This window comes from Pseudomonas sp. Irchel 3F3, assembly GCF_900187545.1.
GTDB lineage: Bacteria > Pseudomonadota > Gammaproteobacteria > Pseudomonadales > Pseudomonadaceae > Aquipseudomonas > Aquipseudomonas fortuita.
In genome coordinates, this window is record NZ_FYDS01000004.1 from 111624 (window position 1) to 127177 (window position 15554).

At 63.5% G+C, this 15554-nt stretch carries 13 protein-coding genes; 4 read left to right on the top strand and 9 right to left on the bottom strand.

Annotated features, from left to right (window positions below; all coding sequences use genetic code 11):
• Window positions 1-18: 18 nt before the first annotated feature.
• A complete protein-coding gene (gspK, locus tag CKW35_RS09275; protein ID WP_070086996.1) occupies window positions 19-984 on the bottom strand; it encodes a type II secretion system minor pseudopilin GspK in 966 nt (321 codons plus the stop codon).
• A 145-nt stretch (window positions 985-1129) separates the two neighbouring features.
• On the opposite strand from gspK, the gene tatA reads away from it, so the two are divergent.
• Genes tatA through tatC form a run of 3 tightly spaced genes read left to right on the top strand, consistent with a single transcriptional unit; the run spans window position 1130 to window position 2411 of the window.
• Window positions 1130-1363: a twin-arginine translocase TatA/TatE family subunit gene (tatA, locus tag CKW35_RS09280; protein WP_016485117.1), complete on the top strand. Its 234-nt coding sequence runs from the start codon at window positions 1130-1132 to the stop codon at window positions 1361-1363.
• Window positions 1363-1653 (top strand): Sec-independent protein translocase protein TatB, encoded by a 291-nt coding sequence (gene tatB / locus CKW35_RS09285; protein ID WP_095115767.1) that lies wholly within the window; start codon window positions 1363-1365, stop codon window positions 1651-1653. Before tatA ends, tatB begins: the two co-directional genes overlap by 1 nt.
• Complete coding sequence (tatC, locus tag CKW35_RS09290) at window positions 1650-2411, top strand: twin-arginine translocase subunit TatC (RefSeq protein WP_070086994.1); 762 nt, start codon at window positions 1650-1652, stop codon at window positions 2409-2411. Before tatB ends, tatC begins: the two co-directional genes overlap by 4 nt.
• Window positions 2412-2514: 103 nt before the next feature.
• Here tatC and CKW35_RS09295 read toward each other — a convergent pair whose 3' ends face one another.
• Window positions 2515-2826, bottom strand: a complete 312-nt coding sequence (locus CKW35_RS09295) for an NIF3 1 (protein WP_016485114.1) — start codon at window positions 2824-2826, stop codon at window positions 2515-2517.
• Between the two features lie 3 nt (window positions 2827-2829).
• Window positions 2830-6729, bottom strand: coding sequence for a phosphoribosylformylglycinamidine synthase (purL, locus tag CKW35_RS09300; protein WP_016485113.1), 3900 nt, complete (start codon window positions 6727-6729; stop codon window positions 2830-2832).
• Window positions 6730-7286: 557 nt separating this feature from the next.
• On the opposite strand from purL, the gene mltF reads away from it, so the two are divergent.
• On the top strand, window positions 7287-8744 hold the full coding sequence (mltF, locus tag CKW35_RS09305; protein ID WP_016485112.1) for a membrane-bound lytic murein transglycosylase MltF: 1458 nt from the start codon (window positions 7287-7289) through the stop codon (window positions 8742-8744).
• Window positions 8745-8851: 107 nt separating this feature from the next.
• Here mltF and tadA read toward each other — a convergent pair whose 3' ends face one another.
• From tadA to CKW35_RS09335, 6 genes are all read right to left on the bottom strand, one after another.
• Entirely contained in the window at window positions 8852-9331 is a 480-nt protein-coding gene (gene tadA / locus CKW35_RS09310) for a tRNA adenosine(34) deaminase TadA (protein WP_023047716.1), read from the bottom strand.
• Entirely contained in the window at window positions 9331-10713 is a 1383-nt protein-coding gene (locus CKW35_RS09315; RefSeq protein WP_016485110.1) for a multicopper oxidase family protein, read from the bottom strand. Before CKW35_RS09315 ends, tadA begins: the two co-directional genes overlap by 1 nt.
• Window positions 10714-10977: 264 nt before the next feature.
• Window positions 10978-12555, bottom strand: coding sequence for a glutamine-hydrolyzing GMP synthase (gene guaA, locus CKW35_RS09320; RefSeq protein WP_016485109.1), 1578 nt, complete (start codon window positions 12553-12555; stop codon window positions 10978-10980).
• A gap of 78 nt (window positions 12556-12633) precedes the next feature.
• Window positions 12634-14103, bottom strand: a complete 1470-nt coding sequence (gene guaB, locus CKW35_RS09325) for an IMP dehydrogenase (RefSeq protein WP_012270723.1) — start codon at window positions 14101-14103, stop codon at window positions 12634-12636.
• A gap of 86 nt (window positions 14104-14189) precedes the next feature.
• A complete protein-coding gene (locus tag CKW35_RS09330; protein ID WP_016485108.1) occupies window positions 14190-14747 on the bottom strand; it encodes a hypothetical protein in 558 nt (185 codons plus the stop codon).
• A gap of 47 nt (window positions 14748-14794) precedes the next feature.
• Entirely contained in the window at window positions 14795-15550 is a 756-nt protein-coding gene (locus tag CKW35_RS09335) for a sulfite exporter TauE/SafE family protein (RefSeq protein ID WP_023047717.1), read from the bottom strand.
• Window positions 15551-15554: the final 4 nt, after the last annotated feature.

The following is a 15554-nucleotide window of genomic DNA, read 5'->3' on the forward strand; positions in this document are numbered from 1 at the left end:
CCCCGGCAATATCGAGCCCTACCAGGCCATCGGCTCCCGGCTACGCACCCGCACCTGCTGCGCCGGCACCCGGGCATGCCATTGCACCACTCCCAGCGCCTCTACCTGAAACTCGCTGCGTATCACCCGCCCCTCTTCCTCGAACGACAGCTGCAGCAGGAAGTACCCGCTGTTGAGCAGCAAACCCTCACTCAGCCGTTCAAACGTTTCGTCATCCACCGCCCCTAGCGCCTGGCGCAACGCGGCCGCATCCACATACCCCGACGCCGGCCGCCCGCTGATGATGCGGCTGAGCAGCGACCGCGAATAGCGCCCTTCGTACAGCGCTTCCAGCAACGGGAGGTGCTCCAGCCCGAGCGCATTGGCGTTCAGACGCCAGCCGGTGATCTCGGGCAAGGCGCACAGCATCGGATAACGCGCTTGGCGGCTGGCGTCCGGCTCCAGCAACAGGTTCAGTTCGCTGGTGTCGAGCATCGGCTGGTTGGCCGCCAGGCGCGGCGGTTGCTGGCGCAGGTACTGGGCACTTTCGGCGCCCTGCAGGCGGGTGTCGCTGTCGGCGTCGAGCCAGTCGGCCAGCGCATCGACCAGGCGTTCGGCGGCCATGTCGTCGCCCAGCAGGTGACGCAATTGGCGCTCGGCGCGCTCGCCATCGGCACCCAGCAGCGCATTGACGTTGAAGCAGGTGTGCTGGTCGCGCACCCGCAGCTGCGCCTGCCCGGCGCCAAAGTCGTAATTCAGCGGCTGCCCCCGCAAGGCCTGCCAGAACAGCGGGCTAAGCCGCCAGGCGGGGTCGCGCAGAGCCTGCTCGGCATAGGCCAGGCCGGCCTGCTCCATAGCCCGCACCTGTATGCGCTGGTGCAGCAGGCGCACTTCATCCACCTGGCGCCGGCCATCTTCCACCAACCAGGCCATGCCCGCCGCCAGCATTGCCAGCACCACCATCACCATCAGCAGGGCCGCACCCTGCTGTTGCCTGCCACCCATCCGTGCGTGCCTCGCTCGCAGAATAAAGACGCCAGTCAACACGCGGTGTGTTGCAGGTAGATGGCAATGCCAGTCCGTCATCTGCGCGTCATCTGCACGAGGCAGGATTGCCCTTCCTTTTCATGACCTTACAGGAGTGGTGGCAATGGGTGGCATTGGAATCTGGCAACTGGTGATCGTACTGCTGATCGTATTCCTGCTGTTTGGTACCAAGCGCCTCAAGGGCCTGGGCAGCGATGTGGGCGAGGCGATCCAGGGTTTTCGCAAGTCCATGGGCGGCGACACTGACGCCAACGCAACTGGCCAGGCGCAGGTTCAGCAACAGGCCCCGCTGACCGGCCAAGCCGCGCAGCAGCCTCAAGCGGACCGTCAGGCCTGATGTTCGAGGTAGGCTTCAGCGAGCTGCTGCTGGTGGGCGTCGTCGCGCTGCTGGTGCTGGGCCCGGAGCGCCTGCCGGTTGCAGCGCGCACCCTCGGGCGCGGCCTGGGTCAGGCACGCCGGGCCATGTACGCCTTGCGCACGCAGGTAGAACGCGAAATCGAGTTGCCCAACCTCGACAGCGCACCGCTGCAGCGCCTGGAACAGGAAATACGCCAGGGCATCAGCCTGAACACGGTGCCGGCCAATGATGCCACCACGCTCGCCGCCCCCAAGGAAAACGCCTCATGAGTATTGCCATGGACCCGACAGCCAGCATGCCGCTGACCGAACACCTGCGGGACCTGCGCAAACGCCTGGTGCGTTGCCTGGCACTGGTGGCCTTGGTATTCGCCGGCCTGTTCCCCTTCGCCCAGACGTTGTACACGCTCATCTCCGAACCGCTGCGGCGCTTTTTGCCGGAAGGCGCCAGCATGATCGCCACCAGCGTCACCTCGCCGTTTCTGACGCCGTTCAAGCTGACCGCAATGTGCGCACTGTTCATCGCCATGCCGCTGCTACTGCACCAGGCATGGGGCTTTCTGGCACCGGGGCTGTACCGCCGTGAGCGGCGCATTGCCCTGCCACTGCTGGTGTCGAGCATCGTGCTGTTCTATGCCGGCATGGCGTTCGCGTTCTTCCTGGTATTCCCGATGATGTTCGGTTTCTTTGCCAGCGTGACGCCGGACGGTGTGGCGATGATGACCGATATCAGCCAGTACCTGGACTTTATCCTGGCGCTGTTCCTGGCATTCGGGCTGGCGTTCGAGATACCGGTGGCAACGTTCATCGTTGTCTGGGTGGGGTTGGCGGATGTGGCCACATTGCGGCGCAGCAGGCCCTACGTGATCGTCGGGTGCTTTGTGGTGGGGATGATTTTGACGCCACCGGATGTGTTTTCGCAGACGATGTTGGCGGTGCCGATGTGGGTGCTGTTCGAGGTGGGGTTGCTGGCTTGTGCCGGGTTGAAACGGCCTGAGCCAGGCAAGGAGATTGTGGCTGAACTGTAGGGCCTGTTCGCGGGCACGCCCGCTCCCACAGGGATCGCACAATACTCGAGGGTTGTGCGATCCCTGTGGGAGCGGGCGTGCCCGCGAACAGCCGTGATGCGGTCTAGAACTCGGCGAGCCGCCAGACCTCATAGGCTGGCGTCTCGTACGGGTGGCTTTGCTTCAGCGCTGCGACAGCCTGGGCAATCAGCTCGTCAGCCACCACCAGCTCTACCTTCCACTCCTCCACCACCTCGACCTGACCGGCTTGCCCGAGGAACGGCTGGCTGCCGTCCAACGGGCGGAACTGGCCCTGGCCCAAGGTTTGCCAGGCGCAGTGGTCATAGTCGCCGATGCGCCCGCCACCAGCAGCGAACACAGCGGCCTTGACCACCTCGACATGGCTGGCGGGGACAAAGAAGGCGAGCTTGTACACGCCTTAGTTCACCCACACCCGCGCGTTGCGGAACATACGCATCAGCGCGGCATCTTCCTGCCACTCATCCGGGCGCCAGGAGTTCTGCACGGCGCGGAACACGCGCTCCGGGTGCGGCATCATGATGGTCACACGGCCGTCGCGGCTGGTCAGGCCGGTGATACCACGCGGCGAGCCGTTCGGGTTGGCCGGGTAGGCTTCGGTGACCTTGCCGTGGTTGTCGACGTAGCGCAGGGCCACACAACCGGACAGGTCGGCTTCCAGCAGTGCCGCTTCATTGGCGAACTCGGCATGGCCTTCACCGTGAGCGATGGCGATCGGCATGCGCGAACCGGCCATGCCCTGCAGGAAGATCGAGTTGGACTTCTGCACCTCGACCATGGCAACGCGAGCCTCGAACTGCTCCGAGCGGTTACGCACGAAGTGCGGCCAGTACTCGGTGCCCGGGATCAGCTCGTGCAGGTTGGACATCATCTGGCAACCGTTGCACACGCCCAGGGCGAAGCTGTCAGTACGCTCGAAGAAGGCCTGGAACGCATCACGGGCACGGGCGTTGAACAGCGCCGACTTGGCCCAGCCTTCACCGGCACCCAGCACGTCACCGTAAGAGAAGCCACCGCAGGCGACCAGGCCCTTGAAGGCCTCGAAGTCGACACGGCCCGCCAGGATGTCGCTCATGTGCACGTCGATGGCGGCAAAACCGGCACGGTCGAAGGCAGCGGCCATCTCGACCTGGCCGTTGACGCCCTGCTCACGCAGGATGGCCACTTGCGGGCGCACGCCCTTCTTGATGTACGGCGCAGCGATGTCGTCGTTGACGTCGAAGCCCAGCTTGACCGACAGGCCTGGGTTGTCTTCCTCGAGCAGCAGGTCGAATTCCTGGTCGGCGCAGTCAGCGTTGTCGCGCAGGCGCTGGATCTGGTAGCTGGTCTCGGCCCACTGACGCTGCAGCATGCGACGGTCGTCGTCGAACAGCACTTCGCCGTTCAGGCTGATGGACACTTCGGCGTTGTTGACCGGCTTGCCGATCACCGCGACGCACTCCTCGCCCAGGCCAGCCGCGCTGAACTGCGCCAGCACGTCCGGGGTGGCATCCTGGCGAACCTGGATAACCGCACCCAGCTCTTCGTTGAAGAGGATGGCCGGTACGTCTTTACGGTTGTCAGTCAGTGGGTCGAGTTGCAGGTCCAGGCCGCAGTGGCCGGCGAAGGCCATTTCCAGCACGGTGGTGATCAGGCCGCCGTCGGAGCGGTCGTGGTAGGCCAGCAGGTGGCCGTCGGCGTTCAGCCCCTGGATCACGGCAAAGAAGGCCTTGAGGTCTTCGGCGTCGTCCACGTCCGGTGCCTGGGCAGCAATCTTGCCGTAGGTCTGCGCCAGGATCGAGGCGCCCATGCGGTTCTTGCCACGGCCCAGGTCGATCAGGATCAGGTCGGTCTCGCCCTTGTCCATGCGCAGTTCAGGGGTCAGGGTCTTGCGAATGTCGGTGACCGGGGCGAAGCCGGTGATGATCAGCGACATTGGCGAGGTGACGCTCTTCTCGCCACCCTCATCGCTCCACTTGGTCTTCATCGACATCGAGTCTTTGCCGACCGGAATGGTAATGCCCAGCTCCGGGCACAGCTCCATGCCGACAGCCTTGACGGTGTCGTACAGGCGGGCATCTTCACCCGGGTGACCGGCGGCGGACATCCAGTTGGCCGACAGTTTGATGTCGGACAGTTTCTCGATGCGCGAAGCCGCCAGGTTGGTCAGGGTTTCACCGATGGCCATGCGCCCGGACGCCGGGGCATCCAGCAGCGCCAGCGGGGTGCGCTCGCCCATGGCCATGGCTTCACCGGTGTAGACGTCGAAGCTGGTGGCGGTGACGGCGCAGTCAGCGACCGGTACCTGCCACGGGCCGACCATCTGGTCGCGGGCAACCAGGCCGGTGATGGTACGGTCGCCAATGGTGATCAGGAAGCTCTTGCTGGCCACGGCCGGGTGGTTCAACACGCGCTGCACGGCGTTGTCCAGGTCCAGCTCGCTCGGGTCGAAGTCATCGCCCAGCTCGGCCTCGCGGGTAACCGAGCGGTGCATGCGCGGCGGCTTGCCCAGCAGCACGTCCAGCGGCATGTCCACAGGCGTGTTGCCGAAGTGGCTGTCGCTTACGGTCAGGTGCGGCTCTTCGGTTGCTTCACCGACCACGGCAAACGGGCAACGCTCACGCTCGCAGATGGCCTGGAAACGCTCGAAGTCGACCGCGCTGACGGCCAGCACGTAACGCTCTTGCGATTCGTTGCTCCAGATTTCGTGCGGGGCCATGCCCGGCTCGTCATTTGGCACGTTACGCAGCTCGAAGCGGCCACCACGGCCACCGTCGTTGACCAGCTCGGGGAAAGCGTTGGAGATACCGCCCGCGCCCACGTCGTGGATGAAGGCGATCGGGTTGTTGTCACCCAGCTGCCAGCAGCGGTCGATGACCTCTTGGCAACGGCGCTCCATTTCCGGGTTTTCGCGCTGTACCGAGGCAAAGTCCAGGTCAGCCGAGCTGGCACCGGTAGCCACCGACGAAGCGGCGCCGCCACCCAGGCCGATCAGCATGGCCGGGCCGCCGAGCACGATCAGCTTGGCGCCGACGGTGATCTCGCCCTTCTGCACGTGGTCTTCACGGATGTTGCCCATACCACCGGCCAGCATGATCGGCTTGTGGTAGCCGCGCACTTCTTCACCGTGCGGGGTATTGATGGCCTGCTCGAAGGTACGGAAGTAACCGGTCAGAGCCGGGCGACCGAATTCGTTGTTGAACGCGGCGCCACCCAGCGGGCCTTCGATCATGATGTCGAGGGCGTCGACGATACGCTCAGGCTTCCCGTAGGCCTGCTCCCAAGGCTGTTCGAAGCCCGGAATGCGCAGGTTGGACACGGTGAAGCCGGTCAGGCCCGCCTTGGGCTTGGCGCCGCGGCCGGTAGCACCTTCATCGCGGATTTCGCCACCGGAGCCGGTGGAGGCGCCGGAGAACGGGGCGATGGCAGTCGGGTGGTTGTGGGTTTCCACCTTCATCAGGATGTGCACAGGCTCCTGCACCGCGCCGTACTGGCGGGTTTCAGGGTTCGGGAAGAAGCGGCCGGCCACGTTACCGACGATGACCGAGGCGTTGTCCTTGTACGCAGACAGCACGCCTTCGCTGTGCATCTGGTAGGTGTTCTTGATCATGCCGAACAGGCTTTTTTCCTGAGCCTGGCCGTCGATGTCCCAACTGGCGTTGAAGATCTTGTGGCGGCAGTGCTCGGAGTTGGCCTGGGCGAACATCATCAGTTCGATGTCGTTCGGGTTGCGCTTGAGCCCCTGGAAGGCAGCGACCAGGTAGTCGATCTCGTCTTCGGCAAGGGCCAGGCCCAGGTCGATGTTGGCCTGGGCCAGGGCGTCACGGCCACCGGCCAGGATGTCCACCGAGGTCATCGGCTTGGGCTGGGCGTGGCTGAACAGGTCGGACGCCTGCTCCAGCTGGCCGAGCACGCGCTGGGTCATGCGGTCGTGCAGTTCGGCAGCAATCAACGCGGCATCAGCGTCGCTCAGGGTGCCGGCAACGTAGTAGGCGATGCCGCGCTCCAGGCGCTGGATCGACTGCAGGCCGCAGTTGTGGGCGATGTCGCTGGCCTTGCTGGCCCACGGCGAAATGGTGCCCAGGCGCGGCACGACCAGGAACAGGCGGCCAGTCGGCTCCTGTACCGGCACGCTCGGGCCGTACTTGAGCAGACGGCCCAGCACCTGCTGCTGGTCGGCGGTCAGCTCGCCATCGACATCGGCGAAGTGGGCAAATTCGGCATACAAACCAGTAACAGCGGGGACTTTCTGGCTCAGTTGCTCGAGTAATTTACCGTGGCGAAAGGCAGAAAGGGCAGGAGCGCCGCGCAGGATCAACATCGTCGGGACAGCCTCAGGAAGGGGTGTGCTTAGAGGCCGTGCATTCTAGCCTACTTCGATGGTTTTCGGCACCCGCTCTAAGCCACGGCTGCCGGGCGGCGTAACCGGACTTTCGGGTCAGAATTTGAAGTGCTCGCCTTGAGAGGTTTGTCGCGTGGAAGATCGAGCGCCGCCCGCGCGGCGCTTCGCGGGGCAAGCCCGCTCCCACATTTGTTTCGGGCCAGTTTCTCCTGCCTCCATTGGCGCGCGCACCCGGGGTGCATGACTGGAAAGTGATGCAAAGCATCAGCGCAACACGCGATATCGAATGGAGCAAACAAGGGCCCGCGCGCCAATGGTTCAGGAATGATTGGCCCGAAACAAATGTGGGAGCGGGCTTGCCCCGCGAAGCGCCGCGCGGGCGGCGCTCGATCTCACAGGCGCAACACCTCCCAAGGCCAGCACCTGGTGGCCCCAACGCAACCCTCCGCCACGCCCCACAACACATAAACCGCTACCAGACAAGCTAACCGTTGTCGAGATATGGCTGAACCGGTCCTTTGCGTATACTGCAACCTATGTTCGCCCACACTGCTTTGCGCCAGCGTTGCGCCAAATGGCTTCTCGCAACCGGACTCTTTCTGCTGCTCGGTGCCTGCGTTGAAAAACCCAGCACCCTCGAGCGCGTGAAGGAGGATGGCGTGCTGCGCGTGATCACCCGCAACAGCCCGGCCACCTACTTCCAGGATCGCAACGGCGAAACCGGTTTCGAATACGAGCTGGTCAAGCATTTCGCCGACGATCTCGGTGTGAAACTGGAGATCGAGACTGCCGACAACCTCGATGAGCTGTTCGACGACCTCGGCAAACCCTCCGGCCCGGTGCTGGCTGCAGCCGGCCTGGTCAGCAGCGAACGGCGCACCGCCCAGGCGAAATTCTCGCACCCTTATCTGGAAGTGACCCCACAGGTCATCTACCGCAACGGCCGGCCCCGCCCAACCAACGCCAAGGGCCTGGTCGGCAAGAAGATCATGGTGCTCAAAGGCAGCAGCCATGCCGACCTGCTGGCCGAGCTGAAAAAGCAGAACCCCGGCCTTGAATATGAAGAGTCGGATGCGGTGGAGGTGGTCGACCTGCTGCGCATGGTCGACGAAGGGCAGATCGACCTGACCCTGGTCGACTCCAACGAGCTGGCGATGAACCAGGTGTACTTCCCCAACGTGCGCGTGGCCTTCGACGTGGGCGACACCCGCGACCAGCGCTGGGCAGTGGCAGCGGGCGAAGACAACAGCCTGCTCAACGAGATCAACGAATTTCTCGACAAGGCACAGAAGAACGGCACCCTGCAACGCCTGAAAGACCGTTATTACGGCCATGTCGACGTATTAGGTTATGTGGGTGCCTACACCTTCGCCCAGCACCTGCAACAGCGCCTGCCCAAGTACGAAAAGCACTTCAAGAGCTACGCCAAGGTCGAGCAGGTGGACTGGCGTCTGCTGGCCGCCATCGGCTATCAGGAATCGATGTGGCAGCCGGAGGTCACCTCCAAGACCGGTGTTCGCGGCCTGATGATGCTGACCCAGCGCACCGCCCAGGCCATGGGTGTGTCCAACCGGCTGGACCCGAAACAGAGCATCCAGGGTGGTGCCAAGTATTTCATGAAGATCAAGGCCGAGCTGGACGACAGTATCCAGGAGCCGGACCGCACCTGGTTCGCCCTGGCTGCCTATAACGTCGGCAGTGGCCACCTGGAAGACGCCCGTACCCTGGCCAAGCGCGAGAAGCTCAACCCGAACAAGTGGCTGGACGTGAAGAAGATGCTGCCGCGCCTGTCGCAGAAGCAGTGGTATCGGCAGACCAAATACGGTTATGCCCGTGGCGGCGAGCCGGTGCACTTCGTGGCCAACATCCGCCGCTACTACGACATCCTTACCTGGGTGACCCAGCCGCAACTGGAAGGCCAGGTGGCCGAAGGCAACCTGCATGTGCCCGGGGTCAACAAGACCAAGCCGGCAGAACAGTCGCCGCCGATGTAGGCACCATCGCCCTCAGGCCAATAGATTTCCTGCAGGAGCAGCCTTGCGCTGCGAAGAGGCCGGTATAGCCACAAAGAATCTATTGCCATGCGGGCCTTTCTGGAACGCTAGGTCTTGGCCCGGCGGGCCTTGAAGAAATCGCTGAGGATCTGCCCACACTCCTGCGCCAGCACCCCGCCCTCCACCATCACCCGATGGTTGAGGAAGCCTTGGCCGAAGAACTGCCCCTGGCTCTGCACAATGCCTGCCTTGGGCTCCAGCGCGCCAAATACTACCCGCATCACCCGCGAATGCACGATCAGCCCTGCACACATGCTGCACGGTTCCAGGGTCACATACAGGGTGCTGCCGGGCAGCCGGTAATTACTGGCCGTTTTCGCCGCTGCGCGGATGGCCACCATCTCGGCATGCGCGCTGGGGTCGCTGTCGATGATCGGCCGGTTGAACCCCTGGCCGATCACCTGCCCATGCTGCACCAGCACCGCGCCCACCGGCACCTCGCCGAGGGCCGCGCCCTCGGCCGCCAGGGCCAGGGCCAGTTGCATGAACTCCTGATCACGGCTGCGATCGATGATCTGCGGGCGCATCAGACCACCGCAATCGCGGCCATCAGGCCGGTTTCCATGTGGTCGATGACGTGGCAGTGGAACATCCAGGTACCCGGGTTATCCGCCACCAGCGCTACCTGGGCGCGCTCGTTCTTGCCCAGCAGGTAGGTGTCGGTGAACCACGGCTCTTTGATGTCGTGACGGTTGGAGGCGATCACCTTGAAGCTCATGCCGTGCAGGTGGATCGGGTGCTGGTACTGGGTCATGTTCTTGAGCTCGAAGATGTAGCTCTTGCCCTTTTTCAACGTAGCGATGGGGCGGTCGGCGCAGGTCTTGTCGGTGATATCCCAGGCCTGGCCGTTGATCTGCCACATGCTCGACGGTTTGTCCGGGTCGGGGGTGACAGAGACGCTGGCCGCCCACTCGAAATTGAAGTTGAGCTTTTCGGCATTCTCCAGGTCCGGCTCGGCGATCGGGTTGGGCGGCAGCGCTGGCGGCCAGCCACCCACGGCGTCGTTACTGGGCACTGAACGCAGTGTACCCAGGCGCACGAAACCGTCGCGCAGGGAGATTTCTTCACCCGCTTCGGGAATACGTATGGCCAGACAGATGCGCATGCCGGGGCCGAGCCAGTACTCATCCTCCAGCGGCCGCGGGGTCACCGGGTTGCCGTCGAGCGCGTAGATTTTCGCCTCGCAGTTGCCCTTGAGGTTGAGCCGGTAGGTCCAGGTGTTGTCCAGGTTCAGCAGGCGCACCCGCACCACCTGGCCGGCCGGCAGCTCGGTGACCGAGTCGGCCTGGCCGTTGATGGTGATCAGCCGCCCAGCCGTACCGTTACGCGCCGCCTCGCGAGGGATGCTGAAAGGCAGCCAGGCACCCTGCTCGTCCACATGCCAGTTCTTCAGGCTCAACGTGCGCTCATGCTGGAACCCTGTAGGTTCGCGCTCCTCGACGATCAACGGGCCGACCAGGCCGCGGCCCAGCTCTTCGGAGCTGCTGACATGCGGGTGGTACCAGTAGCTGCCTGCGTCCGGCACGCGGAACTTGTAGTCGAAGTACTCGCCTGGCTTGACCGGCAGTTGCGACACGTAGGGCACGCCGTCCATTTCCAGCGGCAGGCGAATGCCATGCCAGTGGATGGTGGTTTCCACCGGCAGGTGGTTGATAAAGCGTACCCGCAGCCAGGTACCCTGGCGCACACGCAGCTCGGTGCCCGGTGCCGACGGGCCGAAGGCCCAGGCCTCGGTCTTGAAGCCCGGCACCAGTTCGACGTCCAGCGGCGCCGCGATCAGCTCGTAATCATGCCCGGCGTTGTCATCTTCGACCTTGCCCAGCCAGTAACGCACCGCGCCACCGGCGCCCAGGCCAACCACAACCAGGCCGGTCAGGCCTTTGAGCATTTGTCGACGGGTGAAGGACATCGGTGCGGGTACCTCGTGTTCGGCGCAATCAAGCTGCCAGCAGTGGCTGGCAATGAAGGGCGAATACGATACACCTGCAAATGCGAAAGATTAAGTGAAGTCTTGTTTTGGCTGGGCTGGCCTCTTCGCGGGTAAACCCGCTGCCACAGGGACCGCACAGTGATTGAGGCTTGTGCAGCACTTTGTGGGGCGGTTTTACCGCGAAGGGGCCGGGACAGGCGACAGATACAACAAGGGCGCCTTGCGGCGCCCTTGTGGCTCAACTTATTCCCACTCGATGGTGGCCGGCGGCTTGCTCGACACGTCGTAGGTAACGCGCGAGATACCGTCGATTTCGTTGATGATACGGCCGCTGACAGTTTCCAGCAGCTCGTATGGCAGGTGTGCCCAACGCGCGGTCATGAAGTCCACGGTTTCGACGGCACGCAGGGCCACGACCCAGGCGTAGCGACGGCCGTCGCCAACAACACCCACCGATTTGACCGGCTGGAACACCACGAATGCCTGGCTGGTCTTGTGGTACCAGTCGGCCTTGCGCAGTTCTTCGATGAAGATGTGGTCGGCGCGACGCAGGATGTCGGCGTATTCCTTCTTCACTTCACCAAGGATACGCACGCCCAGGCCCGGGCCCGGGAACGGGTGGCGATAGACCATGTCGTACGGCAGGCCCAGTTCCAGGCCAATCTTGCGCACTTCGTCCTTGAACAGCTCACGCAGCGGCTCGACCAGCTTGAGGTTCATTTCCTCCGGCAGGCCACCCACGTTGTGGTGCGACTTGATCACGTGGGCCTTGCCGCTCTTGGCGCCAGCCGACTCGATCACGTCCGGGTAGATGGTGCCTTGGGCGAGGAACTGGATGTTATCCAGCTTGCTGGCTTCGGCGTCGAAGACGTCGATGAAGGTGCGGCCGATGATCTTGCGCTTCTTCTCCGGGTCGGCTTCGCCTTCCAGGTTGTCGAGGAACTGCTTTTCAGCGTCGGCGCGGATCACCTTGACGCCCATGTTCTCTTTGAACATGGCCATCACCTGGTCGCCTTCGTGCAGGCGCAGCAGGCCGTTGTCGACGAATACGCAAGTCAGCTGGTCGCCGATGGCGCGGTGCAGCAGTGCAGCAACCACCGAGCTGTCAACGCCGCCGGACAGGCCCAGCAGGACGTTGGCCGAACCGACTTGCGCACGCACCTGGGCGATGGCGTCTTCAACGATGTTGGAGGCGGTCCACAGGGCTTCACAGCCGCAAATGTCCTGCACGAAACGGGACAGGATGCGACCGCCCTGCTTGGTGTGGGTCACTTCCGGGTGGAACTGCACGCCGTAGTAGCCGCGAGAATCGTCGAACATGCCGGCGATCGGGCAGCTCGGGGTGCTGGCCAGTACATGGAAGTTGCCGGGCATCTGGGTGACCTTGTCACCGTGGCTCATCCATACATCAAGGCCCAGCACGCCATCGGCGTCAACGTGGTCTTCGATGCCGTCGAGCAGGCGGCTCTTGCCGACCACGTCCACGCGGGCATAACCGAACTCACGCAGGTCGGAACCTTCAACCTTGCCGCCCATCTGCTCGGCCATGGTCTGCATGCCGTAGCAGATGCCCAGCACGGGTACGTTCAGGTCGAACACGGCCTGCGGCGCGCGCGGGCTGTTGGCTTCGTGGACCGACTCGGGGCCGCCGGCGAGGATGATGCCGCGCGGGTTGAATTCGCGGATCGCTTCATCGTCCATGTCGAACGGGTGCAGTTCGCAGTACACGCCGATTTCGCGCACGCGGCGGGCGATCAGCTGGGTGTACTGGGAACCGAAATCGAGGATCAGGATGCGGTGAGCGTGAATGTCGAGGGCCATGACTCAATCTCGTCAGTGGAAATCGGAAACGACGCGGGGCTGTCGTGACAGCCCCGCATGCTTGTATTGCTGGAAGCCTCAGCCTACGCGGTAGTTAGGGGCTTCTTTGGTGATCTGCACGTCATGCACGTGGGACTCGGCCATGCCGGCACCGGTGATGCGTACAAATTCCGGCTTGGTGCGCATCTCTTCGATGGTGGCGCTGCCGGTGTAGCCCATGGACGAACGCAGGCCGCCCATCAGCTGGTGGATGATCGCAGCCAGGGCGCCCTTGTAAGGCACACGGCCTTCGATCCCCTCAGGAACAAGCTTCTCGGCGCCGGCCGAGGAGTCCTGGAAGTAACGGTCCGACGAGCCTTGCGCCTGTGCCATGGCACCCAGCGAGCCCATGCCGCGGTAGGCCTTGTAGGAACGGCCCTGGAACAGTTCGACTTCGCCTGGGGCCTCTTCGGTACCGGCAAACATCGAACCCATCATCACGCAGGAAGCACCGGCAACAATGGCCTTGGACAGGTCACCGGAGAAGCGGATACCGCCGTCGGCGATCAGTGGCACGCCAGTGCCTTCCAGTGCGGCAGCAACGTTGGCGATGGCGCTGATTTGCGGCACGCCGACACCGGCAACGATACGGGTGGTGCAGATGGAGCCTGGGCCGATGCCGACCTTGACGGCGTCAGCGCCAGCTTCGGCCAGGGCCTTGGCTGCGGCGCCGGTGGCGATGTTGCCGCCGATCACCTGCACTTGCGGGTAGGTTTCCTTCACCCAGCGAACGCGGTCGATCACGCCTTTGGAGTGACCGTGTGCGGTGTCGACTACCACCACATCAACGCCAGCGGCAACCAGCGCGGCAACACGCTCGCCGGTGTCCTTGCCGGTGCCGACCGCAGCGCCAACGCGCAGGCGACCCTGGTCGTCCTTGCTGGCCAGCGGGTAAGCCTTGGCTTTTTCGATGTCCTTGACGGTCATCATGCCCTTGAGGTTGAACTTGTCGTCAACGATCAGGACCTTTTCCAGGCGGTGCTTGTGCAGCAGCTCGCGGACTTCGTTCTTGTCGGCGCCTTCGCGGACGGTGACCAGACGCTCTTTGGGGGTCATCACGTCGCGGACCTTGGCGTCCAGGCGGGTTTCGAAGCGTACGTCACGGGAGGTGACGATACCGACCAGGTCACCATTCGCCAGCACTGGAACACCGGAGATGTTGTTCAGGCGGGTCAGGTCGAACAGGTCACGCACGGTGGCGTCGGCTTCGATGGTGATCGGGTCCTTGACCACGCCAGCCTCGAACTTCTTGACCTTGCGTACTTCGCCGGCCTGCTGCTCGATGGTCATGTTCTTGTGGATGATGCCGATGCCGCCTTCCTGGGCCATGGCAATGGCCAGACGCGCTTCGGTCACGGTATCCATGGCGGCGGAAACCAGCGGAATGTTCAGCTCGATGCCACGGGTCAAACGGGTCTTGAGGCTGACTTCATTAGGCAGTACCTCGGAATAGCCAGGTACAAGGAGGATATCGTCGAAGGTCAGGGCTTCTTGGCTGATACGCAGCATCGCGGGGGCTCCCGGGCGGGAAAAATGGAAGCGCGCCATTATACTCATCCACGGCGCGCCGCTCAATGCAAAATAAGGGCCTTCGGTCAGCCTTGTGGCAGTTTTACCTGCACCACGGTCACCGGCTGGTCGAGCCAGTCGGCAAAGCTGTCGAGAAAGGCCTGGGTAAACCCGGCCTCGCCCCAGTTGTTGAAGATGAACCCCAGGTTGGAAAAGGCACATGGCTGCAGGTAAATGAAGCCATTGATGTCATCTTCAAAGCCGCACAGCGGGCAGGTGAAGTTGTCGGTCACCGCCGGCGTCCACTCCTCCAGGCTTTCGAACAGCGGCTCGCCCACCTCGCGCCGGCACTCCGGGCAACCGGCCTCTTCGAGAAACCCTTCGGTGGGGGTGTAGATGCAGCGCTTGAGCACCACCTCCATGCCGTTGACCGGCTGGTCGAAGGGCAGTTTTTCCGGATGAAGGGCCACCTTGCGCGCCCCTGCGGCCAGGGCATGGCCCATGCGGTTGCCGGTGCGGCCACAGGTGGTCAGCTGCTCTTCGACGACTTTTTCGCGCACCAGCCAGCGCACGATGGCGCGCGCGCGGGCTTCATGCACCGGGACGGTGGACAGCTTGGGAACGATGATGCTCTGGGTGTTCATGAACGGGACAAGCCTGAAAAACGCCGGTAATGGCGCAATTCTACCGCTCAGGCGCTCAGGTAGCGACCGATCAACGCCAGGCCACTGGCCAGCACCAGCCAGGTGACCAGGCGAACGAAAGCCTCACGCGACAACCGGTTGGTCAGCCGGCGCCCCACCCAGAGGCCGACGAACATGACTGGCAGCAAGCAGGCGGCGAGCAGCAGCAGGCTTTGGTCGGCATAGACACCGGCGATCAGGAACAGCGAAAGGCGCACTACGGTACTGCAACTGATCAGCGCACTCTGGGTGGCGCGAACCTGTTCCTTTACCTCCAGCCGTGCGCTCAGGTAAAGCGCATAAAGAAACCCGCCACTGCCGAACAGCGCCCCGAACAATCCGCCTGCCGTACCCATCGGCACCGCCCACAAGCCTGACAGGGTGGCCGGCCGGGCCTTCACTGCCAGCCCGTATAACGCATAGGCGGTCACGAACACGCCCATCAACAGCAGCAAAAGGTCGGATTTCAGTTGCAGCAGGAACACCACGCCCAACGTGCAGCCCAGGGCCATGAACGGTAACAGCCGCAACAACTCGCTGCGCACCACATCCCGGCGCGACGGCAGCAGGTTGCCGAACGCGGCAACGAAGTCCAGCAGCACCAGTAGCGGGATGATGCGCGACAACGGCATGAAATGGATCAATATCGGCCCGGCCACCAGCGCGGTACCGAAACCGGCAATGCCGAATACGACATAAGCAACGCCGACACCCAGCAGGATGGGTAGCCAATCGAGGCCGGAAAACGACAGTTGGGCGAGCATGGCA